The sequence below is a fragment of the Acinetobacter sp. WC-141 genome, from assembly GCF_000313935.1.
GTDB lineage: Bacteria > Pseudomonadota > Gammaproteobacteria > Pseudomonadales > Moraxellaceae > Acinetobacter.
In genome coordinates this window covers 1-25684 of record NZ_AMSS01000071.1, presented here as the reverse complement: position 1 = coordinate 25684, position 25684 = coordinate 1, and the positions used below count along the sequence as shown (strand labels likewise).

The following is a 25684-nucleotide window of genomic DNA, read 5'->3' as shown; positions in this document are numbered from 1 at the left end:
TATGTGCATCACCAAATGTAGGCGGGGTGGCAGAGTGGTCATGCAGCGGACTGCAACTCCGTGGACGCCGGTTCGATTCCGACCTCCGCCTCCAAATTTGGTAAAGCCCGGGTGGTGAAATAGGTAGACACAGGGGATTTAAAATCCCCCGCCCACAAAGCGTGCCGGTTCGAGTCCGGCCCCGGGCACCATTTCCTAGTATAGAAAATGGTGCAATAAAAAATCCAGCGTAAGCTGGTTTTTTTATACCTATAAAAAAAGGATGCTTATTAGCACCCTTCCCCATCCTATGTATTTAAGCAGTTTTTTGTTTATCTTTTTCAGGTGTCAGGTTCACATCCAACACTAATTGATATTGTCGACTTGAATCTACTTTATATTCTTCATTTTTAATTGAATCTACAAAAATCCAGTCCGACTGCACCTGTTTATCATCGAGTGTAACCACCAAATAACCGCGCTGATTTAAATTACAATACGCTAACTCATCAATAAGCGTAGTAAAGGCAAATTCAAACTGTTGTAGTTGAGCCATTGGAATACTTAAATACTTTTCGAGGCCTGGTGAAGATACAGAACTTGTCGCCAACTCAACACCAACATATTGGCCTTTTTGGCTATACAAATAAGATGCCCATGCATTATGAGTATCGCCAGCCAGAACAATAACTTTCTTATTTAAACTCGCTAAGTTTTCATATACGGTTTCACGCTCAGCATAATAACCATCCCAAGCATCCAGATTATATGGCATTAATGTTGTGACGCGTGCCTTTTCTTGCACAGTTAAAGTTGGATCACCTTGTTCTAAACGCAATTTTAATGTGACTAATTCCGTAATTTGAGCATTCATTTTAGCCAAAGTTTCAGCAGAAGCTCCACCCGAAGTAATTTGCCCTAAAGACAACAATAACTCGGCAGGAATCCACATCTTACTCATTAGAACTTGCTGTCCGATCACATTCCATGTTGCCGTAGATTGCTTTAATTTACCAACCAACCAATCCCTTTGTGTATAGCCCATTAAAGTCCGCTTTGGATTCGTTAAGTCAGCCTGAAACTTCTGAGCATCCAAACCAGCAGCTGTCATATAATCAGCATATTCAAGCTGTTTATCTCGCGCAATAATACGTGTATCCAACATCGTCAGCTCAACCAAAGAGCCGAAATTAAATTGTCGGTAAATATTTAGATGATCTGTACTAGAAACGGGACGAATTGGCATCCATTCGAAATATGCTTGTAGAGCAGCTAATTTACGATCAGAAAAAGACCCTTCATTATCTTGATGATTTTCTGCTCCCTCGCGCCAAGTATCATTCGCTAACTCATGATCATCCCAAATTACTATGAATGGATGACGCTGGTGAGCTGCCTGCAAGTCTTTATCTTGGCGATATAATGCATAACGTTTGCGATAATCATCTAGTTTAATAATTTCTTTATTATTATCTGCCGGCAAGGTTCGACCGAGTTTCGCAGCATCTTCAGTCGCATAGCCATCTGCCCCATATTCATAAATATAATCACCCAAATGAATAATGACATCGACATTCTGCTTTGCCATCTCACGGTAAACATAAAAGTAACCAGCAGGATAATTAGAACAAGAACATACTGCAAAACTAACTTTATTGGTGGTTATTGGTAATGTTTTAGTTTGACCGACAGATGAAATTTTATTACCAAAACGGAAACGATAATAATAAACGGTATTCGCTTGTAGCCCTGTTGCATCTACTTTCACGGTAAAATCATCAGTCTTGCTCGTTTCAACCATCCCCGTCTTTAAATTCTGTTTAAACTGATTATCAGTGGCAATTTCCCAAGTCACTTTAAGGCGTGCACTAAGATCTACTGGTGTTAATCGCGTCCATAAAATCACTTTATCTTGCAAAGGGTCACCGCTCGCAACTCCATGTAAAAAATCTGCTTGTACCTCTGCACTTTCATCATCTGAGCCATCATTACAACCCGTAAAAGCTACAGGCAAAGAGAGTGCCCCAAAACCGAATAGACTTTTTTGAATTAATTCTCGGCGTGAAATTTTTTCTGACATACAACTACCTAAGTTTTAAGCAATGAGTGCTTTAAACTTAGATATACAAGATGAACAACTGATATCAATTTGATGAAGAAATTATGACTCAAGTAGATCTTATTCTTAAATAGATGTACGAACTGATTGAAAATAAAGCAAACTATTCGATTTTCTCTTGCCAACTTCCTTCTTGTCATCTATTATTGCGCACATGCCCGGGTGGTGAAATAGGTAGACACAGGGGATTTAAAATCCCCCGCCCACAAAGCGTGCCGGTTCGAGTCCGGCCCCGGGCACCATTTTCAAATAGTGAATTTGGTGTTACAAAGAATCCAGCGTAAGCTGGTTTTTTTATGCCTAATTATAAATAAATTTTATGATAAGAATATTAAAGACTTCTTGCCATTTATTAGATGTATTCGAAAATATTATGAATCGAGAGTAATCACCACTCTCGATTCATAACCAGTTCTTCCATCTCAAGATCTAAATATCCTGCACCCTGCGCCACCATCATCATTGCTTCAGCAATATAATCAGCTGCACTATCATCTAGTGAAGAATCCAGATCTTCGAACTGTGGTTTCATTTCATTAATTTCAATAACAGTTTGATGAGCATATCGATAGATATCCTGATCAGCTAAAGCAGACTTTTGAACTTTTTTTGCAAATTGTTCAATTAACTGCTTAAGTTCAGCGACTAAAATATCTGGATAATATTCATCATCAAACATTGGGAGAAGTAAGTCTTCAAACATACAAAAGTTTACACAGCAGCAGAAACTTGCCGCTTATAACATATTTTCAAAATAATAACGACAGTTTTCCCTGACTCAATCATCCATTTTATGAAATTAATTAATCATGAATGGATTAGAAAAGCCTGCTTTTTCAAGCCTGTTTCATCGCTTTCCAAACGAGAATTGCATCAGTCATTGCTTTTACATCATGTGCACGAACAATGGATGCTCCTTGCTGAATACTGAGCAAATGACCCGTAACACTTCCTACGGCACGCTGATCTGCAGCCACACCCTTTAAAGCTTCACCAATAAAACGTTTACGAGAAAGGCCAGATAAAATTGGATACCCCATTTCACCAAGCTTCCAAAATTCATTTAACAGTCTTAAATTTTGCTGCGCATTTTTTGCAAAACCAAATCCAGGGTCGATAATAATATTCTGTTTTTTTACACCCGCAGTTAAAGCCTCATCTACGCGCTGCTGAAGCTCTTCTATTACATCCAGTGTTACATCCATATATTGGTCTAGCTGATTCATTGTGGTGGGCTCACCACGCATATGCATGATCACCACAGGGATATCTAACTCAACAGCAGTTTTTAAAGCATTTGGTCGAGTAAGCGCGCGTACATCATTCCAAATATGGGCACCCGCTTCTTTCGCTGCCCGAATAACATCTGGCTGACTTGTATCAATCGATAGAATCACATCATGTTTAGCTAAAGCTTTAACTACAGGTACAACTCTTCGAATTTCCTCTTCTACACTTACTTCAGATGCCCCTGGACGGGTAGATTCCCCACCAATATCAATAATGGTAGCACCCTGCTCTATCATGATTAGCGCATGAGCAACAGCTTGGTCCACTTGATTATGCTTTCCACCATCACTAAAAGAATCGGGTGTGACATTTAAAATGCCCATAACATGAGGCTGTGATAAATCTAACTGAAGCTGCCCACATTGTAGAATTTGCTGAGGTAAAGGCATTAACTGCATGACAAGCTCCAATTTAATATTCGGCAACATTTTAACAAGACTCTGCTCGATATACTGCTGATTTCTTTTCGGCTTTGTCTGAAATACATGCACAAAAAAAGAGCCACATGACTGTGGCTCTTTTACTTAACAAATTTAGTTCATTGCTGGTAATGGTGGTGGTGTAGATGGACCATCTTTTGGTGGTTCAAATGCAGCCACTGGATTTTCAGCAACATATACCTTAGGTGGTTGTGGTTCACGACCTTCCATAATGTCACGGATTTGATCACGATCAATGGTTTCCCATTCCATCAAGGCTTTTACCATTGCATGTGCGATATCTTTATTACCTTCCAAGATATTGCGGGCAACTTTGTATTGCTCATCAAGAATACGGCGTACTTCTTCGTCAACCAACTGTTGAGTTGCTTCAGAAATCGTACGACTACCTACATTTCCAAAGAAACCATTCTGGTTTTCATCTTCGTAAACCATTACACCCATTTTGTCAGACATACCGTACTTAGTCACCATTGCTCGCGCCATTTTAGTAGCTCGCTCAAAGTCATTTGAAGCACCAGTAGATTGCTGTTGAATAAATACTTCTTCAGCAATACGACCACCAAACAAAATCGCAATTTCGTTTAGCATCTTGTCTTTATAATGGCTAATCTGGTCTTGTTCAGGTAACTGCCAAGTTACACCCAAAGCCCAACCACGTGGCATGATCGTTACTTTATGAACAGGATCTGTACCAGGCAAAATCTCTGCAACAATTGCATGACCAGCTTCATGATAAGCAGTTGCACGACGCTCTTCTTCACGTAGAACCATCGATTTACGCTCTGGCCCCATGTAGATTTTGTCTTTTGCATCTTCAAAGTCATGCATGTCGACAGTGTTCTTATTACGGCGTGCAGCAAATAATGCAGCTTCATTAACAAGGTTTGCCAACTGCGCACCAGAGAAACCTGGCGTACCACGTGCTAACACTTTCATGTCCACACCTGTAACTGAAGGTAATTTTTTCAAATGCACATTCAGAATTTGCTCACGACCACGAATATCCGGCAAACCAACCATTACTTGACGGTCAAAACGACCTGGACGTAATAATGCTTTATCAAGCACATCAACACGGTTAGTTGCAGCAATAACGATTACGCCTTCATTACCTTCAAAACCATCCATTTCCACAAGCATCTGGTTTAAGGTTTGTTCACGCTCATCATGTCCACCACCTGTACCTGAACCACGGTGACGACCAACAGCATCAATCTCATCAATAAAAATGATACATGGGGCATGACGTTTCGCTTGCTCAAACATATCGCGGACACGAGACGCACCCACACCCACGAACATTTCTACAAAGTCAGAACCTGAAATGCTGAAGAAAGGAACTTTCGCTTCACCAGCAATTGCTTTAGCTAATAACGTTTTACCAGTACCCGGAGGACCCACCATAAGTACGCCACGAGGAATAGTAGCGCCCAAACGTTTGAATTTTGCAGGGTCTTTTAAGAAATCCACAATTTCAACAACTTCTTGTTTTGCTTCATCACAGCCGGCGACGTCAGAAAAATTGACTTTGATCTGGTCTTCAGAAAGCATTTTTGCCTTCGATTTACCAAAACTCATCGGTCCATTCTTTCCGCCTGCACCACCACCCATGTTACGCATAAAGAACATGAATAACAAAATGATTAACAGTACAGGGAAACTAGCAATGAGAAGTTGCATCAAAATGCCTTGACGTTGAGGAGCTGTTCCCTCTACAACAACATTTTGCTTATTTAAGCTTGGCATAAGCTCAGTGTCTTCAACTTGCGGACGAACAGTTTCAAACTGTGATCCGTTAGTTTTTTCACCATTAATATTTAAACCGTCAATTGTGACTTGCTTAATTTGGCCACTATTCACCGCTGCAACGAAATCTGAATATTTCATCGCAGTAGGCTTGTTGCGGTCACTGATATTACTGAAAATTAAAATCAGAACACCAAGTATTATTAGCCACAATACGGCATTCTTGAAGTAATCGCTCAAAGCTTTATTCCCATATCGATCTAATTTGATCATGCCCAATCTTGGCCGATCGTCATAAAAGCAGCAACTGTATTGCTTGCGGATAACCTAAAAGTACAAAATGCACAATTTTTAGGAGCTTGGCAAGTAAACTTTATTGCAATGCTTTCTTACGCCCTTGTCCAACCAAAAAAACTTCTTTAGAGCGTGCCCGAGAAGCTGCCGGTTTTACTGTCTTTAACACATCAAAACTATCAACTACTTGTTTACGAAACTCATCGAATCCTGCACCTTGGAACACTTTAACCACAAGTTGTCCATTAGGACCAAGAACCTTTTGAGCAAAATCTAAAGCCAGTTCACATAAGTAAATCTGTCTAGGTTGATCAACAGCCCTATTACCTGATGTATTGGGGGCCATATCAGAAATTACAATGTCTACTTGTCGCCCATTTAAAATATTTAACAATTTTTCAAATACATCTTCTTCTCTAAAGTCGCCTTGTAAGAAAGTGACATCAGGCAAAGCATCCATGGGCAAAATATCGGAAGCAATAACTAAACCTTTGCTACCAACAAGTTTTCCAGCGATTTGAGACCAACTACCAGGAGCCGCGCCTAAATCTACTACAGTCATGCCTGGCTTGATCAGCTTATATTTTTCTTGAATTTCAAGAAGTTTATAGGCCGCTCGAGCACGATACCCTTCCTTTTGTGCTTTTTTAACAAAAGGGTCGTCCAGATGTTCTCTCATCCACGCACGACTACTTTTCGACAATTTCTGGTTTGTAATGCGTGTTGCCATAACTCACTAAATATCAAAAAAACTTCTGATCGTTCATTGTACGTGAAAATTACTCTCATTACAGTACGGATGTAGCGTAATCTCACTAAGTTTTACAGTTTTTTTCCAATAATGTTGATCGATTATTTATACAGTTTTTCGTACATCTGGATTTAAGTTTTTTGCTATACTAAGCCGTTTTTAAAATCAGGTATTTTTAATGGCCGCTTTATCTATCCATGAACGTAAACGTTTACGTCAAATTGGTCATGTGCTTAATCCGGTTGTCATGATTGGTGGACAAGGCTTAACAGACGCGGTAATCGAAGAAACGCTTCGTGCCTTAAATGACCATGAACTTATTAAAGTTAAGATTGCTGGTGAAGATCGTGAAGCGCGTACTGCAACAATTGATGCAATTGTAGAAGCAACAGGTGCAGAAGCTGTGCAAAAAATTGGTAAAATTGTTTTGCTTTACAAAAAGGCTGCTAAACAAAACCAGCATTTGTCTAATCTTGTCCGTCACGCTCATCTAGCAAACTAATTTAATTTGACAAACTATGGCAAGTTACGAACTTTCAGCTTTTGATCGTTTTCAAGCTGTTTCCGTTGTTGGCGCAATTGAACAGCAAGCACCCTATACCTTAAATATCGGTTTTTGGATTCGTGATCCAAATCAACTTATTATCTGGCCTCAAGAAGTCGCGGCTCATCCTCGTCAAGATTTTTTGTGGGAAGAAACTTGCTTCGAAATTTTTGTTGGCGTGCATGATGAAGATTATTATCGGGAAATTAATCTTTCCCCTTCTCAAGCATGGCAGTCATATCAGTTTGAAGAATATCGCTATCCAGAAAGCATACCTCCCCTTGCTGCTTACGATATTGAACTGAATCATCTCAAGCGTACTCACTATGGCTTAAATGTTAGTCTTGATTTTGGACAATTTATGCAACAGCATCGCTTGAAATGGTCAAACCTTTATTTAGGTTTAACTACAGTTTTAAAGACTAAAGAAGGTATGCAGTACTATGCAATGCAGCATAGTGGAAAAAGTGCAGATTTCCATAATAAACGTGACTGGTTACATCAGTTCTAAAAATAAAAAAGCGAGAAATTAATTCTCGCTTTTTTATAGCTGCATTAAAGCAGAGACCATTAATTGTCTCGTGCTTTATTCCAAGCTTCGACTGCATTATTTTTAGTACGTTTAATACTTTCACTTAAAGAATCTTTGTGTTTCAAAGAAATCTGGCTAATATCACCCTTAAGCTCTTTGCTCACTTTCGTTAAATCTTCAATAAGTGCATTAATTTCTGCTTTTAAAGCATTTTTAAGGTCAGATAATCCTTCTTGTGAAGTACTGAACTGAGCTTTAATCACATCAAGACGTTGTAAAATATCTTGTTTAATTTGAACAAGTTGATTTTGAATATTTTTATTTAATTCGTGAGTTTCAGCTTCAATTTTCTCGTGAGTCTCACTTAAAACTTCTTTAACTTGCTCTTGAGTTTCAGTAATTGCCTCTTTTACCTGAGCTTTTGCTTCTGTAGCAGCTTCTTTAACTTGTTCAGCTTTTTCGGCAACAGTTTCTTTTACCTGTGCAGTTTTTGCAGTTACTGTTTTTTTAGCCTTAGTCGTAGTAGCAGCTATGGTTTCTTTTACTTCACTAACCTCTGCTTTTACTGATTCAACCGCTGCTTGAGTTTTTTCACTCACGTCTTTTGAAACTTCATTAGTGCTCATACTATTTCCTCATATTGTTTATTTTTTAACTAGCAATACAATAAATCCAGTTCCAAGAATTCTCCTTGCAAATTGTTAGACAATTTAGCAAAAGTATCTGAATCAGATGAGCGGATAATTTTTTTGTAAAAAGCAAGCAATGAATTATATTTTTTAGCAGAAAAGAAATAGACTTTAGAGGGTTCCATGCGTATAATGCGCTGTTAAGTTACAAGCGGGCAGACCGATAGGGAGGGCATGTTTTATCCAAACATTGCCGATCTTTTTTGGGTCTACTCGCTTTTTTACAGCCGAAATTCAGGAGCTTTGGTTTGAGCATCCCCGCCATTTTAGCCCTCGCAGATGGAACGATCTTTAAAGGAACGTCAATCGGCGCATCGGGAAATACGACTGGAGAAGTCGTTTTTAACACAGCCATGACTGGCTATCAAGAAATTTTGACTGACCCAAGTTATGCACAACAAATTGTGACATTAACTTACCCTCATATTGGTAACACTGGTTGTAACGCGGAAGACGTTGAATCTGGTCGCATCCATAAAGTATGGGCGAATGGTTTAATTATTCGTGACCTTCCACTACTACACAGTAATTTCCGTGCTGAGCAGTCATTGAGTGAATATTTACAAGCACATAATGTTGTTGCTATCGCAGATATCGATACTCGTAAACTGACTCGTATTTTACGTCAGACTGGCGCCCAAAACGGATGTATCCTTGCTGGCGAAAATATTACAGAAGAAGAAGCAATTGCAAAAGCACGTGCTTTTGGTGGCTTAAACGGTTTAGACCTTGCAAAAGAATGTTGTGATCCAACTGGTTTTGAATGGTCTGAAGGTTCATGGACCTTAGGCAAAGGCTTCTCTCAACCTGAATTAAAATATCATGTAGTTGCATACGATTACGGTGTCAAAACCAACATCTTGCGTATGCTTGCAGACCGCGGTTGCAAACTAACCGTTGTTCCTGCAGAAACTCCGGCTGAAAAAGTATTGGCACTTAATCCGGATGGCGTATTCCTCTCAAATGGTCCTGGCGACCCAGCTGCTTGTGATTACGCGATCGAAGCTGTAAAAACTATTGTTGAAACCACAACATTACCTGTATTTGGTATCTGCTTAGGTCACCAAATCTTGGCACTCGCTTCTGGTGCAAAAACTGTAAAAATGAACCATGGTCACCACGGTGCTAACCATCCTGTACAAAATCTTGAAGATGGTACAGTGATGATTACTTCACAAAACCATGGTTTTGCTGTAGATGCAGAAACTTTACCGGCTAACTTAAAAGCAACGCATAAATCATTGTTCGACGGTACCCTACAAGGTATCCACCGTACAGACAAACCAGCTTTCAGCTTCCAAGGTCACCCTGAAGCAAGTCCTGGTCCACATGATTGTGCACCTTTGTTCGATCATTTCATCGAACTTATCGAAGCATCTAAACAGTAATTACGGAGCGAATAATGCCTAAACGTACGGATATTAAAAGCATCTTAATTATTGGTGCTGGCCCGATTGTGATTGGACAGGCATGTGAGTTTGACTACTCAGGTGCTCAAGCGTGTAAAGCACTTCGTGAAGAAGGCTATCGTGTTATTTTGGTTAACTCTAATCCAGCAACCATCATGACAGACCCTTCAATGGCTGATGCAACGTATATTGAGCCGATTACTTGGCAAACAGTTGCACAGATTATTGAGAAAGAACGTCCAGATGCAGTATTGCCTACCATGGGTGGCCAAACTGCATTGAACTGTGCCCTCGCACTTGATGAGCATGGTGTTCTTGCTAAATATAATGTTGAATTAATTGGCGCAAGCAAAGAAGCGATTGAGAAAGCCGAAGACCGTAAACTCTTCGACATCGCTATGCGTAAAATTGGTTTGGAATGTCCAAAAGCTGCCATTGCTGAAACAATGGAAGAAGCTTTAGCAATCCAGTCACGCTTTGGCTTCCCAGTAATTATCCGTCCATCATTTACAATGGGTGGTTCGGGCGGTGGTATTGCATATAACCGCGAAGAATTCCTTGAAATTTGTGAACGTGGTTTTGACCTCTCTCCTACTCACCAGTTATTGATTGATGAATCTTTAATTGGCTGGAAAGAATACGAAATGGAAGTTGTTCGTGATAAAAACGACAACTGTATTATCGTATGTGCGATCGAAAACTTCGACCCAATGGGCGTTCACACAGGTGACTCAATTACCGTTGCTCCTGCTCAGACATTAACAGACAAAGAATATCAATTGATGCGTAATGCTTCAGTTGCAGTTCTTCGTGAAATTGGTGTTGAAACAGGTGGTTCTAACGTTCAATTCGGTATTAACCCGAAAGATGGACGTATGGTTGTTATTGAGATGAACCCGCGTGTATCTCGTTCATCTGCTCTTGCGTCTAAAGCAACAGGTTTCCCAATCGCGAAAATCGCAGCAAAACTTGCTGTTGGTTATACTCTTGATGAATTGAAAAATGACATCACTGGTGGCGTGACTCCTGCGAGCTTCGAACCATCGATTGACTATGTTGTAACGAAGATTCCTCGCTTTAACTTCGAGAAATTCCCACAAGCAGAACCAGTTCTTACCACTCAGATGAAATCTGTTGGTGAAGTGATGGCAATTGGCCGTAACTTCCAGGAATCTGTACAAAAAGCATTACGTGGTCTTGAAGTTGGTGTAAGCGGTTTTGATGAAAAAATCGAAGCTGGCGCAACAAATGCAAAAGAAACCATTTTAAAAGAGCTTAAAGTTCCTGGCCCTGAGCGTATCTGGTATGTAGCAGATGCTTTCCGTCATGGCTTCTCTTTAGATGAAGTGTTTGAAGCAACCAAAATTGACCGCTGGTTCCTCATTCAAATTCAAGACATCGTTAAAACTGAAGCTGAAGTAAAAGCTTTAGGTTTTGGTGACTTAAACGCTGACAACATTCGTTCGTTCAAGCGTAAAGGTTTATCTGACCTACGTATTGCTGACCTCATGGGTATTTCACAAAAGCAATTCCGTAAACAACGTTGGAATTTGGGTGTTTATCCAGTTTACAAACGTGTTGATACATGTGCTGCCGAGTTTGAATCTGGTACTGCATACATGTATTCAACTTACGATGAAGAGTGTGAAGCGAACCCATCAAATCGTGACAAGATCATGGTGATTGGTGGTGGTCCAAACCGTATTGGTCAAGGTATCGAATTTGACTACTGCTGTGTACACGCGGCACTTGCTATGCGTGAAGACGGTTATGAAACAATCATGGTGAACTGTAACCCTGAAACTGTTTCTACCGACTATGACACATCTGACCGTCTATACTTCGAGCCTGTAACACTTGAAGATGTACTTGAAATTGTACGTACCGAGAAGCCTAAAGGCGTGATCGTACAGTACGGTGGTCAAACACCTCTTAAATTGGCACGTGCTTTAGAAGAAGCAGGTACACCAATTATTGGTACATCACCAGATGCAATTGACCGTGCAGAAGACCGTGAACGTTTCCAGCAAATGATTCAACGTTTACAGCTTCGTCAACCAAACAACAGCATTGTAAAATCTGCTGAAGAAGGTATCTCTGAAGCTGCGAAAGTAGGTTACCCGTTAGTTGTTCGCCCATCTTATGTATTAGGTGGCCGTGCAATGGAAATCGTATATAACGAAGAAGAACTTAAACGTTACCTTCGTGAAGCAGTTCAGGCATCTAACGAAGCTCCTGTTCTTCTTGACCGTTTCCTTGATGATGCAACTGAAGTTGATGTTGACTGTGTATCTGACGGTAAAGACGTTGTGATTGGCGGTATTATGCAGCACATCGAACAAGCGGGTATTCACTCAGGTGACTCTGCATGTTCAATTCCTCCTTATTCTTTATCTAAAGAAATTCAGGATGAAATGCGTCGTCAAACTGTTGCGATGGCAAAAGAACTTGGTGTGGTTGGTTTGATGAACGTTCAGTTCGCAGTTAAAGGCGAAGATGTTTACGTTCTTGAAGTTAACCCACGTGCTTCCCGTACAGTTCCATTCGTATCGAAATGTATTGGTGATTCTTTAGCAAAAGTTGCTGCGCGTTGTATGGCTGGTCAATCTCTAGAATCTCAAGGATTTACTAAAGAAATCATTCCAACACACTTTGCTGTGAAAGAAGCTGTTTTCCCATTCGCTAAATTCCAAGGCGTAGACCCAATGCTTGGTCCTGAGATGAAATCTACAGGTGAAGTCATGGGTGTAGGTAAAACATTTGGTGAAGCATTCTATAAAGCTGTTTTAGGCTCAAATGAACGCTTACCCGGTTTACCAACCGAAGGCGAAGTAAAACACGCGTTCTTATCAGTACGTGAATCTGACAAGAAATATATTGCAGATATCGCTAAGAAATTAGTTGCGTATGGCTTCAAGCTTATTGCAACAGGTGGTACATACCAAGTGCTTAAAGAAGCAGGTTTAGAGTGTGAATCTGTGAATAAAGTAACTGAAGGTCGTCCACATATTGTTGACCGCTTGAAAAATGGTGAAATACACCTTATTGTCAATACAACTGAAGGTAAACAGGCTCAATATGACTCTGCAATGATTCGTCGTGCTGCCCTACAAGGCAAAGTGTATTACACAACGACTATCAATGGTGCAGAAGCTGTTTGCCAAGCCTTTGCTGTGAAATTGCCAATGGATGTATACCGCTTGCAAGATTTAACTGTAGGTTAATTTGTTACCGATAAGTCCCGTCACCTTATCGGTGGCGGGATTTTTTCATTTTTTTTAACTGTGTTTTCTCAACTTAAGAGGGACCAAAATGCAACGTTATCCAATGACCCCTGAAGGTAAAATTGCCTTAGAGAAAGAATTACAACATTTAAAATCTGTTGAACGTCCACGTATTATTCAAGCCATTGCAGAAGCACGTGAACATGGTGACTTAAAGGAAAATGCTGAATATCATGCTGCGCGTGAACAGCAAGGTTTCTGTGAAGGTCGTATTCAGGATATCGAAGGTAAATTAGGCGCTGCTCAAGAAATTGATGTCAAAACACTTGAGCAAAATGGCCGTGTTGTTTTTGGTGTGACAGTAACGATTGAAAATCTTGATACTGAAGAACGTAAAACTTATAAAATTGTTGGTGATGACGAAGCAGATTTTAAAATTAATAAAATCTCGGTGAACTCACCAATCGCACGTGGTCTTTTGAGTAAGAGTGAAGGCGATGAAGTGAAAATCGTGACTCCTCAAGGCGAAGTCGAATATGAAATCGTAAGTGTAGAATATCTCTAAGATAATATACTTTAACCCCTCTTTATGAGGGGTTTTTATTCAATACCATTGCTATATTCTTAGGAAATCACAAATGGATACTTCTTTAATTAACACTCCAGTTCGTCATTGGTGTGAATTTGAATTTATCCATAAAACTGTGAAAAATCCCAATATCCATATTAAAGGAAATTATTCTTACTATTCGGCCTATTGGGACCAAGGTTTTGAACGATGTGTCGTACGTTATTTACATGATAAAGCCTCAACACCAGAGAAGCCGATTGACCAACTTTATATAGGCAATTTTGTTTGCTTTGGCGCTGAGTGTGTGATCATGATGGGCGGTAACCAACTTCATAGACCAGACTGGATTTCGACTTTCCCTTTTGATACCCGTAGTTTTTTAGCAGCTGGCGATACAGTAATTGCCGACGGATGTTGGGTTGGTAGTCGTGCAATGATTATGCAAGGAGTCAAACTTGGTGAAGGTGCAGTGGTTGCAACGGGAGCTGTAGTCACTAAAGATGTTCCACCCTATGCAATTGTTGGGGGCGTACCTGCGAAAATTATTAAATATCGCTTTCCTCAAGAACAAATTGATAAACTGCTTGCTTTAAAACTTTATGATTTAGATGAGAAACAGATTTTAAAAATACGTGAGTATCTACAAACTGACGATATAGATGCTTTATCTATACATATAGAAAATTTGCGCAATTTATAAAATATCATCTACATAATTTGTTGTTATAAAGCCACAAATGATTACGTGCTTGAATTTAAATCGTCAAAAAATAAGTATAAAGTATTAATAAATAAGCATCATTACAATAAGGAAAAACCCATGTTATACCAACATATTCTTGTACCCATTGACGGTTCTGAAACTTCTATGATCGCCATGAAAGAGGCGATTAAGCTGGGAAAAGCACTAAATAGTAAAATAACGGTTGTACAAGTTATGGCACTTGATCCATTTATTGCTGATGTCTATGTAAAAACTGGTCAAACAAATGAGTTGATTGAACGTACAAGAACCTATTTACTCGACATTTTAGAAAAGGCAAAACAAGAATTTTCCCATGAAGGTATTAGTGTCGAAACTAAACTACTTGAAGGTTTTGTTGTCCATGAAGAAATTATTCAGGCTGCTCAAGACTTGAATGCAGATCTGATTGTAATGGGCTCTCATGGCCGCACTGGGGTTCGAAAACTCGTGTTAGGAAGTGTGGCACAAAAGGTTTTAGGCGAAAGTCATATTCCTGTTTTAATTGTTCGCTAAAATAAGGCTGCCTATCTGGCTAAATTGAGCAAGATAGGTAATTATTTTCTAAAAGATTAAGCTGAAACGCCCTATTATGTGCGATCAAGCTAAAAAGTAATGTCGTCGTATTCATCTACTTATTATTCTCTTATATTTACTCTCTAATATAAACATTAAGGCTGCCAAGCAAATTGCTTTAAGTTTACTTTGCCATTTAATAAATAGATTCCTTCAGCTTCCAGTTTTAACTGTTGAACATTTTCACCCTTTTTATTAAATTTACTTAGGCTAATTTTGCCTTGAGAATTAATAACCCGATACCAAGGAACTTGGTGATCTGCTTCGAGATGTTTTAAAACATAACCAACCAGTCTCGCATGTTTAGGTAAGCCTGCCATACGAGCCACTTGCCCATAAGTTGCAACTTTTCCGTAAGGAATCAAAGCAATGACTTCTAAAATCTGCCGATGTAGTTCATACTGAGTTGTCAAAATGGACTCCATAAAAATTGACATAATTCATATCATATAAAAAATTTTGACTAAAACTAAATGCAATCCAAGGTGGGCTTGAGGGAAATCTGCATGAAAAAAATATTAATAGTCGTTACTGGAACTCTATTATGCGTTTCTTGTACTACTCGTCTCCCTGTTCCTTCAGGAGAAGTAGCTAAAGTATCCATAGATGGCCGTCCTATCGTTCCTGTCACTTTTGTTTTTACTACTAATTCTCCAGAAGCAACAAAGTTTGATAATTATCAGCAGATGCGTAAGGAAATTAAAATATTAAATAAATATTATGTAGATGATAAAAATAATAAGATTTTTAAGTTCAAATTACACCGTTACATCCCTTACGAAGAGTTTTCAAAATTACATTGCGATTTAAAGCAACAGATTAATCAACCCTACCCGATCTCTACTGAAACTATTCCTGCAAGTGTAAATACCTGCTTTCCTAAACGAACTGCCAGCAAAGAAGTGATTGTTTTCATTTATGATGCTTATTCGACTAAGTGGAAATTTGAAGATGTAACAAGTAGAGCATTTCGCAATAATGGTCAGCCTTTTATTTTATTGGACTGGAACCGCCTCAATTAATATTCAGGCTGGCAGCGTACATGAAATGGGCCATGTATTTGGATTAAAACATGTTTGTGTGCCGAATGCGACAAAACGTACACCAACAAACATCATGGCAAGTGCCGAATGCAAGCGTGGTAGTGGTGGACTCAGAAATTTAGGTTTTACGCCCGTACAGCTTCAAACAATTATAGAAAATTATCAACGTTATCCATAAAGGTTTTAAAAACTCAGTTCGATATAAAAACCTAGATTATCTTGTGCCCCAAAATAATTTTCTTGGCTCAGTAATGAAGTCATATAACTGCTGGCCTTTGAAAATTCTTCCTCATTGACTGGATAAGGCTGCCAAAATGTTTTCAAATTATTGGTATAGATCGGATATAAACGCAGTCGATCTTTGGACAAATCTAGCCGTGCTATACACCCATACGGCAAAGCACTGTGTTTGTCATATTCGCCATTACTATTAAAGACCGCATTGCCAATACCAAATACTACTGGCTTCTGATTAATCACTTTAATTGGTTGGATAGTATGAGCGCCATGGCCGATAACAAGGTCAGCACCCGCTTGAGTTAGAATCTCAGCAAGCTTACTCTGCTCTTTTGTAATGGGCTTAAAATCGATGCCCCAATGACAAATCACAATAACTTTATGTTCAGGATAAGTCAGCTTATAACGAACAATTTGTTCAAGTAAGACTCCATTTAAACAACCGACTCCACTCTTATGGCCTAATGCATAAAAATCATAATCTAGATAGGCAGTGTCTCTGTGCCAATAGCCATTAAAAATAGCGTACTGTTTGTTATTAAAAGCGATTTCAAAGTAGCTATGGGCATCTTTTTGATTTGAGCCTGCACCAATATAAGAAATATTGGCCTGATCAAATTGCTTTAATGTATAGGCCAGCCCTTCATCGCCATAATCTTTTAGGTGGTTATTAGCCAACACAACATGGTTAAGATGAATATTTTTAAATTCTGCTAATGTTTTTTCAGCATCAGCTTTAAGAATAAATGGCTTTTTATGTGTTAAGGGTGATTGGTTTTCTAAAGAAAAAACTGCTTCAAAGTTAGCAATATTTACGTCATTTTCCCCTAAAAAAGCTTTTATATTGTCGAATGAATAACTGTACCCATATTGTTGTAATGCATCTGTTTCTGCTCTAGCCTTACGTTTTTCAGTGTAGACTTCCCCAAAATAAGAATCTCCTAAAATGTTGATAATACCGCTTTGGGTAGAGCAAACTTTAGGTTTTACATTCTGGTCTTGGAAGCAGTGATAGTAAGGAACTAAGTGTTCAATTCGGTGAATATCATCTAAAAATGAAAAGAAACCAATGGTCTGATTTTCCTCAAAGAACGTCAAATAAACTGTTCTAAATGAATTAGAAAGATATAAAACTTCTACTACATTCTTTGCCATTAATGGTGTCTGAGGGTGATAAGACTTTCCTTTAAAATTCAGCTCTTTTACAAAGAATTGTTTTCTGATTTCAGCTGGATAGGAATAAATATGTCTGACTAATAAAAACAAATATCTTAACTGGTTGTGTGTACTTTCTTTTTTGAAATTTAAATTATAGGTAGCTGCTCTTTTTAATAAAACTAAATTTGTCTGTTCAATGGTACTGCAAAGCATATTGCTTAAAGCATCTTTTACATCTGCTGCTTGGGTAAAAATTAAGAACTGCAATAGTTCACTAAAGGTGTAATGATCAGAGGGCTTTAGGCCTAGCTTTTGCTGACCAACTTGCTCAGATAGGTGTTCTGGTACAACATAAACATCTTGAGCCTGTATATTTTTTTGTTGGAATTGCTCTAATGCATAGTCGATTAGCAGTAGTGTTGAAATATCATCGTCAAATTCGAATTGCCATAAAGCTTCATCAAAATTTTTAGTGTCGATATATGCTAATAGCTTGATCTCAACGGGTTGATACTTCATGGCTCATCACCCTTGTAATCTTTAACGTAAGCAATGTAACCCGATAAGTTATGTTCTTGGTCATCAATCCGTACTCGAAAACGGTCGTGCCGAATATAAAATGCATGTAAGATTTTATCTGGCCGTGCCATATACATAGCCATTTCGGGATAAAAAAATCCTGTGGTTTGAAAATCTGCTCTAAACTCAATTAGCTTTTGAAGCTCAGGCATATAAGCCTGCTCAAAAAGTGCTGTGCGCCCCTGCTCTTTTAAGCGACTCACCATTTTATAAGCAGCCATTAACATTTCTAATAAAGTTGCATAGGTCGTTTTTCGATTTCGAATAAAAATAAAATGTTTTAAATAATTATTTAAACCAAAAATAAAATATTTATCCTCAGGGCATATTTTTGTGAGTTCATTTGTGCAATAACTTAACCAATGATCATGATATTTTTCATATCTATTTTTAATAAAATATTCAAACATTAATTTAACAGTTTCTAATAAACTAGAATTTTGATTAATTTGATATAACCTTAATAAAGCTAAAGCAGCTTCGCCATCATAATAAATAATTCTGAATTTTTCTTTTAAATCATAATCTGGATAATTTAATACATGAGTTGTAGATCCATTCGAATCTACTAGCTTTAAAATACCATTTGCGAGTTTTTCTGCATATTTTTGATAATCAGTTTTTTGGGTGATTTCTTGATATTTAGTTAACATTAAAATAGCGGCCGCATTGGCACCTAATTTAATTTCATACTCCCCTTCTTTACCGTCAATCATAAAGGCAGTTTCTGAATCTTTTTCTTTATAAAAGTTGGTAAGAGCATATTGAATAGCAGCATGTATTTTGGGCCAATATTCTGGTTTACTCTGCACTTCAAATGTTTCTAGTAAGGCATATACTGAGGTACAGTGGCGTACCGTATTATAGTTACGAATGTCACGATCATAGGCAGAAAAATAACCATAAATAAATTTGCCATTTTCTTGAATCTGATCATGTAAGAATGCTGAGTTTTGTTCTATTAACTGCTGAAAATGCTGTTTTTTATTGTTTGAAATTCCTCTAATTCCATTTGCATCATCACGACTAGCTAAATTAATGAACTGTTCATTTTCATAAAATACTGCATAGGTATCAAAGGTCCAAACGTCATGTAGCTCTTGTAGTCTAATCTGTGGTTTTGTAGCGTTATATTTTTGCTTAATTGCATAATTCAGATTTGTTTCATCAAAAAAGTTTGGCTTGTCATAGCTCAAACCTCGAATAATTGCTTTTCCATAAATTTCTTGTTCAAGAAAAGCCACTGAACAGTGTTCATCAAATCCAATGCCTTTACGGTAGTGATTGTTGTGAAATTGATGATGGACCTGCTGCTCTAATTCTTTCCAAGCGTGTTTCGCCAAGTTATATGCAATATCAATTTTTATATAATCAGTAAGCGATTCCTGTGCAAACTGGTCATTCATAAAATCTAATAATTGTATTTTCGCTTGTGAAAAGCTTGTTTTTTCACTGTGCCATACGTTACATCTTTGGTCTTTAGGGCCATAAGATAAAAATAAAATAATATCCTGTTTAAGACTCGGAAGGTGCTGAACAACTTGTTCTAACCAAAGGTTCAGTTGTCTTTGGAAATGTAAAAATGCTGTCACTCGAATTTAGTCCCTATCCGTTATTTGTTGTTCTATAAAATTTTCAATACATCATAGCATGAACACGCTAAAAGCTAAGTTAACGTATTGTTTAAACATAAAAAAAGAGCCCGAAGGCTCTTTTTCTTTATTTGGTTAATGATCTATTAGTAGAGAATTTGGCCATTATTAAGTAACTCATTCTCTGTTGTAGTAACACCTTGTAAGACTAACAATGTCGTGAAGTTATTTGCAGGGAATAAACCTGTTAACCCATCACGGTCAATCTGGATTGTTGTATTACCACCACTTACAGTGACATTTAAATACTCTCCAATATTGGCGTCTGTTTGGGCTCCATCGAGTAATCCTCTGATATCAATCAGATCAGCTTGTTTGTCTGTAGCAACATTACCAACATGGAAGTCAGTCCAAGTATCTACGCCATTGCCACCGGTATTACCTCCATTGCCTATAGCAACATTATTTAACACTTGGTAAATCACGGTGTCTGAACCAGTACCTGTAGTGAATGTATCATTCGCAGAAGTACTAGAATAAAGTAGATTGTAATCAGGATGAGTCAAATCAATCGTTAATGTTGATTGAGATTCAACCCCGCCAGTTACAGACACAATCTTGTAGTCAATACTATCTGTAGACGCCAATTGTGTGGTTGTAGTCACATCATTTGGACGGTACTCATATTCACCATTTGATTGCATAATCAATAGACCGTTACCAGTATTGATTGTTTGTCCAACTGCATCAACATACGCACTTTGAGCATTATCCCAAACTTGGAGTTTAGCTCCCTCATGAGATAGGATGCCTGTATCCGCTACTCCACCGATGTTGTCTCCTGCTAATACATTTCCACTGATCCAATCTGAACGATAAGTATCTAGATGAACTGTGGTCGTAGAAACATTCGTATCTAGTGAAGTCGCTCCAAGTGAAACACCTGTTAACGTATATTGTACGCGGTAGGTGCCTGCAGCTAAATGCTCAACAGCGTCTTGGAATGCAACACTACCAGCTTGAATAGTTGCCACACTTCCTAGAGCAGTTTGAGAACCTGAGTAAATTGTATTCACCCACGCTGTACCATTCCAGCTTTGGATCACATAACTTACTGTCGGTAATAAGCTTGCTAAAGGTTGTGCTGTATAAACCGCTGATAAATCAATATTAGCAACTGTTCCAGCTCCTACTACAAACTGATCAGAGAATACTGAATTAGAACCAATGAGATTTACAGAAACTACTGGGCTTACCACATCTACCGGGAGATCCTCAGCATTTGAGAAATCTGTAGTGGTTATAACGTGGTCAGGGTTAGCAGTTAACTGTACTACGCCATCATTTGCTGGATTAGCAGCATCCCATACGATAGTTACATCTGGCGAACCAACTTGAACATGTAATGTCGCTGTATCAGTTGCTCCTGTTAATACATCACGGATTGTGTAAGTGAATGAATCCACTTTACCAATTGCACTTACATCAGTTGTATTTGGTGTATAGGTGTAATGGCCATTTGTAGAAATCACCAATGTACCGTATGCACCGTTTATAACTGTATCTGTTCCAACAGTTTGTGGTAACGCACCTACAACCTCAGAAGTTACAGTTGAAACCTGTGTAGTTAAGGTCGTTACATCATCAGTCAATACATTACCATCGGCAACGATAGCGTTGTTTGTAGGAGCAACTGTGTAATTGAAGTCATCTTTCACTACACTCATTGTACCTAGAATACCTACACCCAATCCGGTGTAAACCATAAATGCTCGGTATTCACCTTGGCCTAGATCTGGAACAGTAACACCAATTCCACCGTTACCTAGTAAACCAATATTGAGTAAACCGGTACTCGAACCACCGTCAATATTATGCCAAGCACCATCAGCACCTTTTTGTTGTAAAACAACTTTATAGTCATTAAACAACGATAGTGAAAGCAATGGAGCATATGCGAATGTCACATCAGCTTCATGTCCAGAGGCAATCGTAAATCCAACACTTGGGGTTCCTAACAAGGAAACATTTAAGTTTTCTGTAATTCCTATCAGTGCTAAATAAGTTGCAGAACCTACAGCTACACCAAGGTCGCCTTGAGGCACGATATCTACAGCAGCAGAAGCCACATTATCGATTGCATCTACAGGAGTAATTGTGATGTCAGCAGGTTGTGATGGGTCACTTGTATTCCAAGTCATATCGACAGCATCGCTATCAATATGGAGATACAAGGTCGCTTGCGATGTATTCAGACCATCTGACAAGGTGTAAGTAAACTGATCAACTTGTCCAAGGCTTGCAGCATCACCAGTTGGTTGATAACTGTAATTACCATTAGCGTAGATTGACAATGTACCGTGGTCACCAATAATGGTTGTTACACCTGTCGCATTAACCGCAAATGTCGTGCCATTAAAGTCAACGCTAGTCACTGTACTGAAACCAGAAGCAGTATCTGCGTGTCCATTTAGACCAACATCATGGATAACGTTACCTTCAGCGACTTGCGTACTGTAGCCTGTGATATTTGTCGCATCAAATACATCTTTTTGAACTGACAATGTACCTAGCAGACTAACTCCGACACCACCGCCAGCATAAGTCATATAAGCTCTATATTGACCAGCAGCTAGACCTTCCAATGTCACCGAATTTCCACCAAAGGCTGCAAGACTGAGTAAGTCAGCATCTCCAGTACCATTCACAGCTACCCATTGATTTGTTGCAGTATCGAATTTTTGAACTACAAGAACATAATCGGCTAACAAGCTTGCACTGATAAGCGCACTGTAGTTAAACGTTACATCATTTAAAGTCGCATCAGTCAGAGTAAAGTTGACGCTTTGTCCACCTGCCTGGAAGTCAAAATTATCAGTCAATGATAATAATGCTAGATAAGTGGTACTGCCTACAGCCACATCGTTGCCAATTTGCAGATACTCAGGGTTAATTACTGCTACAGCAAGATCATCTACGGCAATTACTGGCGCACTGTTGCCAATAGTGAAGTCTAGACTTGCACTTATGTTACCGCCCAGAGGATCAGACAAGGTATAAGTGAAGTGATCAACTTGACCTAGGTTCGCACTGCTATTATTCGGCGTATAGATGTAATCACCATTCGCGAATATTTGAAGCGTACCGTATTGGCCTTGAATAATTGTGCCAGTATTTGGATCAACATTCGTAGTCACACTGTTCACAGTAACCGAATCAACAATTGTGAAGCCTGTTACTGTATCGGCATTTGTACCTACACCAAGACCGGTAATCACATTGCCTTCTGTTGCTAGACCAGTAAAGTCAATTTGATTTGGATCATAGACATCCATCGTACCAGTTAAGGTACCTAGGATACTCTTACCATATAGACCGTTATAAGTCATAAAGGCACGGTATTGACCTTCGTCAAGTCCCTCAACAACTACGCCTGGTGTTGCGTTCACACCGATACCCAATACGCTTAGGTTCAGTAAAGAAGCTTCACTGCTACCAGTAATGGACTCCCAACGATTTGTTACAGTATTGAATTTTTGAACTACGAGTTGGTAATCACCAAGCGCGCCTTCATTAATTAAACTGCTGTATTTAAAGGTTGCAGTACCATTTTCACCAGCACCTACATTGAAGTTCACAGTACTATTCACGAATGGTAAAGGAGCTTGTAGATTGATACCGGCCAACGATAACAATGCAAGATAAGTTGCACTACCCAATGCTCTGTCATCTTCGATGAGATGAGGCTCAGCAGCAATTGCAGCATTTACTGCATCATCCACTGCTGTAATCGTTACAGTAGCAGGTTGCGATGGATCAGCTGCATTCCAATTCATATCCACAACTTTACTATCTAGATGTACATAGAATGTTGCTTGTGAAGTTGTATTAGAAGCTGGGTCTAACAAGGTATAGGTAAATTGATCAACTTGGCCTAAACCAGCACTATCCGCATTTGGCGTATAGGTATAATCACCATTTGCATAGATGAGTAAAGTACCGTGGGTGCCGACAATTTCAGTTGGAGATGCACCAACTGCAATACCATTCACTTCGCTGATAATGCTGTTAGGTGTAGCAATATCAACATCACCATTTGTATTTGGATCAGAGATTAGGTTGCCATGAGCTGCTACGACATCGTAACCAGTAATAACCCCAGGGTTATAAACATCTACACTGCCGTTTAATGTTACAGCTACTGCTCCGCCTACCAAGCCATTGAATGATAAGAATGCTCTATATTCACCCTCTGTAAGCCCACCTATTTGCGCAGTTGGCGTAGAACCGAGTAGGGTCAAGTTCAGTAATGAACGATCACCTGTACCATTCACCGCTTCCCATTGTCCTGTCACATCATTGTATTTTTGCAACACAACATTGTAGTCACCTAAGGCAGATGCACCAATCAAGCTATTGAAGCTAAATGTTGCAACGCCTTCCTGACCAGCAGCGATATTAAAGTCAACTGTGTCTACAGTGAGTAGTTGTAAGTCAACAATATTTCCAACATTCAATAGAACGCCATAGAATGCTGAATCAGTCTCTGTACCCACCAATTGATATTGTGGATTGAGTTCAACCTCAACAAGGTTATCAGCTGCACGAATCGAATCAAACACGATATTAAGATTAGCTTGTCCTGTTGCTCCTGTTACTGAGTCAGTTAACGTATATGTGAATACATCAGTTTGACCTACACCAGAACCATCTGCATTTGGTACATAAACATAACTACCATCTTGATAGAAAGTAATTGTTCCGTAAGTACCTGCAAATGTTTCGCCATCAGCATCAATCGGATGACCATTCACTGACGAAACATAAGTATCTGCGGTTACTTGATCGATTTGACCTGTTGTTGGATCAGGATCAGTAATCACGTTACCTTCGGCATTACCAATTTCATATCCACCGGCTACAGACAGGTCATAATCATCCATAGTGGCAGAAAGAGTACCTAACACGCCAATTCCTAACAATCCATCGTAGGCTAAGAAGGCACGGTATTGACCAGCATCTAAACCATCAAGGACTGCACCAGGAACATTTCCTGTACCGATACCTAACAAGTGCAAGCTAATTAAAGATGAACCAGCATCACCGTGTATAGATTCCCACTGGTTAGTTGTTGTATTGAATTTCTGAACTACTAACTTGTAATCAGAAAGTACAGCTGCGTCGATTAAGCCACTATATTGGAAAGTTACATCACCTTCATGGCCAGCAGCGACAGTAAATCCTAGAGAATTACCACCGAGTTGAAGGTCTAAACCTGCTACAGAGGTAAGTACTAAATAAGAAGTACTGCCTAGACTTACATCATTACCCACAAGAGCTGGTTGAGGTGCAAGTACTGCTGTATCAGTGTTATCAAAGGCAATAATAGAGCTTGCAAGAGTATAAGTTTGCGTATCTTGAAGAGTACTACTGTTTCCAGCAAGGTCTGTGAAGGTAGCTTTAGCATCAACTGTTAAGTCTGTATCCAGCGCAAGGCCACTACCAGCTACATCAACGGTCCAAAGACCCGTTGCTGCATCTACGGTTGCAGTATAGTCAACACCATTTACAGTCACCACAACATTTGTTGTTGCAGCATCTGTAGGAATATTAGTCAACGTACCTGTTAAGGTCACAGTTCCGCCAGCCTCTGTTGCATCCAGAATGTTATCAGCAGTAACTGAGTCAATTGCTAACACAGTTGTAGTGATATCTGGTGGAGTAACATCGAGTGTTACTGTTACATCTGCATCAGCAGCATCTACGTTACCTTGTGCATCTACAGCCTCAGCGTGAATCACAATCTGACCAGTCACAGGATCTGCCGCTGTTGCCGCAAGAGTTGCTGTGATAAAGCCATTTGCAAGATCAGTTGCTGTTACGGTGTAGTTCGTACCGTTAACATTGACCACTGTGCCATCGATTGCATCTGGTCCCAATGCCACTTGTGCATTGAATGTACCGTCTGTACCAAGTTCCGCAGCGTTTAAGATACCATCGCCATTTAAGTCTTCAGGAACCGTGATCGCTGTAATCAGATCTTGTGGAGTTGTGTCAATGGTTAAGGTTACATCTGCATCTGCAACATCTACGTTACCTTGTGCATCTACAGCCTCAGCGTGAATCACAATCTGACCAGTCACAGGATCTGCCGCTGTTGCCGCAA

Annotated in this window: 18 protein-coding genes, 3 tRNA genes and 1 pseudogene; 11 read left to right on the top strand and 11 right to left on the bottom strand. The window is 39.2% G+C overall.

Features of this window, described 5'->3' with window-relative positions:
* Window positions 1-20: 20 nt before the first annotated feature.
* Window positions 21-94 (top strand) — tRNA-Cys (locus tag ACINWC141_RS14080).
* Between the two features lie 11 nt (window positions 95-105).
* Window positions 106-191: transfer RNA gene (locus ACINWC141_RS14075), tRNA-Leu, on the top strand.
* Between the two features lie 104 nt (window positions 192-295).
* Here ACINWC141_RS14075 and ACINWC141_RS14070 read toward each other — a convergent pair.
* A complete protein-coding gene (locus tag ACINWC141_RS14070; RefSeq protein WP_009392195.1) occupies window positions 296-2059 on the bottom strand; it encodes an alkaline phosphatase D family protein in 1764 nt (587 codons plus the stop codon).
* A 195-nt stretch (window positions 2060-2254) separates the two neighbouring features.
* Here ACINWC141_RS14070 and ACINWC141_RS14065 point away from each other — a divergent pair.
* A tRNA-Leu gene (locus tag ACINWC141_RS14065) sits at window positions 2255-2340 on the top strand.
* A 146-nt stretch (window positions 2341-2486) separates the two neighbouring features.
* Here ACINWC141_RS14065 and ACINWC141_RS14060 read toward each other — a convergent pair.
* From ACINWC141_RS14060 to rlmE, 4 genes are all read right to left on the bottom strand, one after another.
* Window positions 2487-2801 carry a DUF5713 family protein gene (locus ACINWC141_RS14060; protein WP_005038721.1) on the bottom strand — a complete coding sequence of 105 codons (315 nt, stop codon included), beginning with the start codon at window positions 2799-2801 and terminating at the stop codon, window positions 2487-2489.
* 133 nt (window positions 2802-2934) lie between these two features.
* Window positions 2935-3786 (bottom strand): dihydropteroate synthase, encoded by an 852-nt coding sequence (gene folP / locus ACINWC141_RS14055; RefSeq protein WP_009392172.1) that lies wholly within the window; start codon window positions 3784-3786, stop codon window positions 2935-2937.
* Between the two features lie 135 nt (window positions 3787-3921).
* Window positions 3922-5817, bottom strand: a complete 1896-nt coding sequence (ftsH, locus tag ACINWC141_RS14050) for an ATP-dependent zinc metalloprotease FtsH (protein WP_034591375.1) — start codon at window positions 5815-5817, stop codon at window positions 3922-3924.
* A 133-nt stretch (window positions 5818-5950) separates the two neighbouring features.
* Window positions 5951-6601, bottom strand: coding sequence for a 23S rRNA (uridine(2552)-2'-O)-methyltransferase RlmE (gene rlmE, locus ACINWC141_RS14045; protein WP_004790464.1), 651 nt, complete (start codon window positions 6599-6601; stop codon window positions 5951-5953).
* A gap of 199 nt (window positions 6602-6800) precedes the next feature.
* Here rlmE and yhbY point away from each other — a divergent pair, with 199 nt between their 5' ends.
* Both yhbY and ACINWC141_RS14035 read left to right on the top strand, forming a co-directional pair.
* Entirely contained in the window at window positions 6801-7124 is a 324-nt protein-coding gene (gene yhbY, locus ACINWC141_RS14040; RefSeq protein WP_009392179.1) for a ribosome assembly RNA-binding protein YhbY, read from the top strand.
* A gap of 16 nt (window positions 7125-7140) precedes the next feature.
* Complete coding sequence (locus tag ACINWC141_RS14035) at window positions 7141-7677, top strand: DOMON-like domain-containing protein (RefSeq protein ID WP_009392192.1); 537 nt, start codon at window positions 7141-7143, stop codon at window positions 7675-7677.
* A gap of 59 nt (window positions 7678-7736) precedes the next feature.
* Here the strand turns inward: ACINWC141_RS14035 and ACINWC141_RS14030 are convergent, their stop codons facing one another.
* Both ACINWC141_RS14030 and ACINWC141_RS19755 read right to left on the bottom strand, forming a co-directional pair.
* Window positions 7737-8324, bottom strand: a complete 588-nt coding sequence (locus ACINWC141_RS14030; RefSeq protein ID WP_009392177.1) for a hypothetical protein — start codon at window positions 8322-8324, stop codon at window positions 7737-7739.
* Window positions 8325-8353: 29 nt separating this feature from the next.
* Window positions 8354-8512 (bottom strand): hypothetical protein, encoded by a 159-nt coding sequence (locus tag ACINWC141_RS19755; protein ID WP_009392169.1) that lies wholly within the window; start codon window positions 8510-8512, stop codon window positions 8354-8356.
* A gap of 123 nt (window positions 8513-8635) precedes the next feature.
* Here ACINWC141_RS19755 and carA point away from each other — a divergent pair, with 123 nt between their 5' ends.
* The 5 genes from carA to ACINWC141_RS14005 all read left to right on the top strand — a co-directional run bounded on the left by carA (window position 8636) and on the right by ACINWC141_RS14005 (window position 14849).
* A complete protein-coding gene (gene carA, locus ACINWC141_RS14025; RefSeq protein ID WP_009392182.1) occupies window positions 8636-9775 on the top strand; it encodes a glutamine-hydrolyzing carbamoyl-phosphate synthase small subunit in 1140 nt (379 codons plus the stop codon).
* A gap of 14 nt (window positions 9776-9789) precedes the next feature.
* A complete protein-coding gene (carB, locus tag ACINWC141_RS14020) occupies window positions 9790-13020 on the top strand; it encodes a carbamoyl-phosphate synthase large subunit (protein ID WP_009392205.1) in 3231 nt (1076 codons plus the stop codon).
* 88 nt (window positions 13021-13108) lie between these two features.
* Window positions 13109-13585 carry a transcription elongation factor GreA gene (gene greA, locus ACINWC141_RS14015; RefSeq protein ID WP_005307940.1) on the top strand — a complete coding sequence of 159 codons (477 nt, stop codon included), beginning with the start codon at window positions 13109-13111 and terminating at the stop codon, window positions 13583-13585.
* Window positions 13586-13658: 73 nt separating this feature from the next.
* Window positions 13659-14291 (top strand): CatB-related O-acetyltransferase, encoded by a 633-nt coding sequence (locus ACINWC141_RS14010; protein ID WP_009392200.1) that lies wholly within the window; start codon window positions 13659-13661, stop codon window positions 14289-14291.
* A 120-nt stretch (window positions 14292-14411) separates the two neighbouring features.
* Window positions 14412-14849: a universal stress protein gene (locus ACINWC141_RS14005; RefSeq protein ID WP_009392184.1), complete on the top strand. Its 438-nt coding sequence runs from the start codon at window positions 14412-14414 to the stop codon at window positions 14847-14849.
* Between the two features lie 155 nt (window positions 14850-15004).
* Here the strand turns inward: ACINWC141_RS14005 and ACINWC141_RS14000 are convergent, their stop codons facing one another.
* Window positions 15005-15334: an MGMT family protein gene (locus ACINWC141_RS14000; RefSeq protein WP_081400167.1), complete on the bottom strand. Its 330-nt coding sequence runs from the start codon at window positions 15332-15334 to the stop codon at window positions 15005-15007.
* A gap of 81 nt (window positions 15335-15415) precedes the next feature.
* Between ACINWC141_RS14000 and ACINWC141_RS13995 the strand changes: the two are divergent.
* Window positions 15416-16130: pseudogene (locus ACINWC141_RS13995) on the top strand (zinc metalloprotease).
* A 5-nt stretch (window positions 16131-16135) separates the two neighbouring features.
* Here ACINWC141_RS13995 and ACINWC141_RS13990 read toward each other — a convergent pair.
* The 3 genes from ACINWC141_RS13990 to ACINWC141_RS13980 all read right to left on the bottom strand — a co-directional run.
* Window positions 16136-17866 (bottom strand): CapA family protein, encoded by a 1731-nt coding sequence (locus ACINWC141_RS13990; RefSeq protein WP_009392180.1) that lies wholly within the window; start codon window positions 17864-17866, stop codon window positions 16136-16138.
* Window positions 17863-19518 (bottom strand): glycoside hydrolase family protein, encoded by a 1656-nt coding sequence (locus tag ACINWC141_RS13985; RefSeq protein WP_009392160.1) that lies wholly within the window; start codon window positions 19516-19518, stop codon window positions 17863-17865. Before ACINWC141_RS13985 ends, ACINWC141_RS13990 begins: the two co-directional genes overlap by 4 nt.
* Window positions 19519-19664: 146 nt before the next feature.
* The coding region (locus ACINWC141_RS13980) for a BapA/Bap/LapF family large adhesin (RefSeq protein ID WP_009392161.1) at window positions 19665-25684 on the bottom strand (6020 nt) is incomplete at its 5' end.

Excerpts from the sequence above, each read along its gene's own strand:
- ACINWC141_RS14070 (WP_009392195.1), bottom strand. The coding sequence starts at position 2,059 with ATGTCAGAAAAAATTTCACGCCGAGAATTAATTCAAAAAAGTCTATTC.
- ACINWC141_RS14060 (WP_005038721.1), bottom strand. The coding sequence starts at position 2,801 with ATGTTTGAAGACTTACTTCTCCCAATGTTTGATGATGAATATTATCCA.
- folP (WP_009392172.1), bottom strand. The coding sequence starts at position 3,786 with ATGCAGTTAATGCCTTTACCTCAGCAAATTCTACAATGTGGGCAGCTT.
- rlmE (WP_004790464.1), bottom strand. The coding sequence starts at position 6,601 with ATGGCAACACGCATTACAAACCAGAAATTGTCGAAAAGTAGTCGTGCG.
- yhbY (WP_009392179.1), top strand. The coding sequence starts at position 6,801 with ATGGCCGCTTTATCTATCCATGAACGTAAACGTTTACGTCAAATTGGT.
- ACINWC141_RS14035 (WP_009392192.1), top strand. The coding sequence starts at position 7,141 with ATGGCAAGTTACGAACTTTCAGCTTTTGATCGTTTTCAAGCTGTTTCC.
- ACINWC141_RS14030 (WP_009392177.1), bottom strand. The coding sequence starts at position 8,324 with ATGAGCACTAATGAAGTTTCAAAAGACGTGAGTGAAAAAACTCAAGCA.
- ACINWC141_RS19755 (WP_009392169.1), bottom strand. The coding sequence starts at position 8,512 with ATGGAACCCTCTAAAGTCTATTTCTTTTCTGCTAAAAAATATAATTCA.
- carB (WP_009392205.1), top strand. The coding sequence starts at position 9,790 with ATGCCTAAACGTACGGATATTAAAAGCATCTTAATTATTGGTGCTGGC.
- greA (WP_005307940.1), top strand. The coding sequence starts at position 13,109 with ATGCAACGTTATCCAATGACCCCTGAAGGTAAAATTGCCTTAGAGAAA.
- ACINWC141_RS14010 (WP_009392200.1), top strand. The coding sequence starts at position 13,659 with ATGGATACTTCTTTAATTAACACTCCAGTTCGTCATTGGTGTGAATTT.
- ACINWC141_RS14005 (WP_009392184.1), top strand. The coding sequence starts at position 14,412 with ATGTTATACCAACATATTCTTGTACCCATTGACGGTTCTGAAACTTCT.
- ACINWC141_RS14000 (WP_081400167.1), bottom strand. The coding sequence starts at position 15,334 with ATGGAGTCCATTTTGACAACTCAGTATGAACTACATCGGCAGATTTTA.
- ACINWC141_RS13990 (WP_009392180.1), bottom strand. The coding sequence starts at position 17,866 with ATGAAGTATCAACCCGTTGAGATCAAGCTATTAGCATATATCGACACT.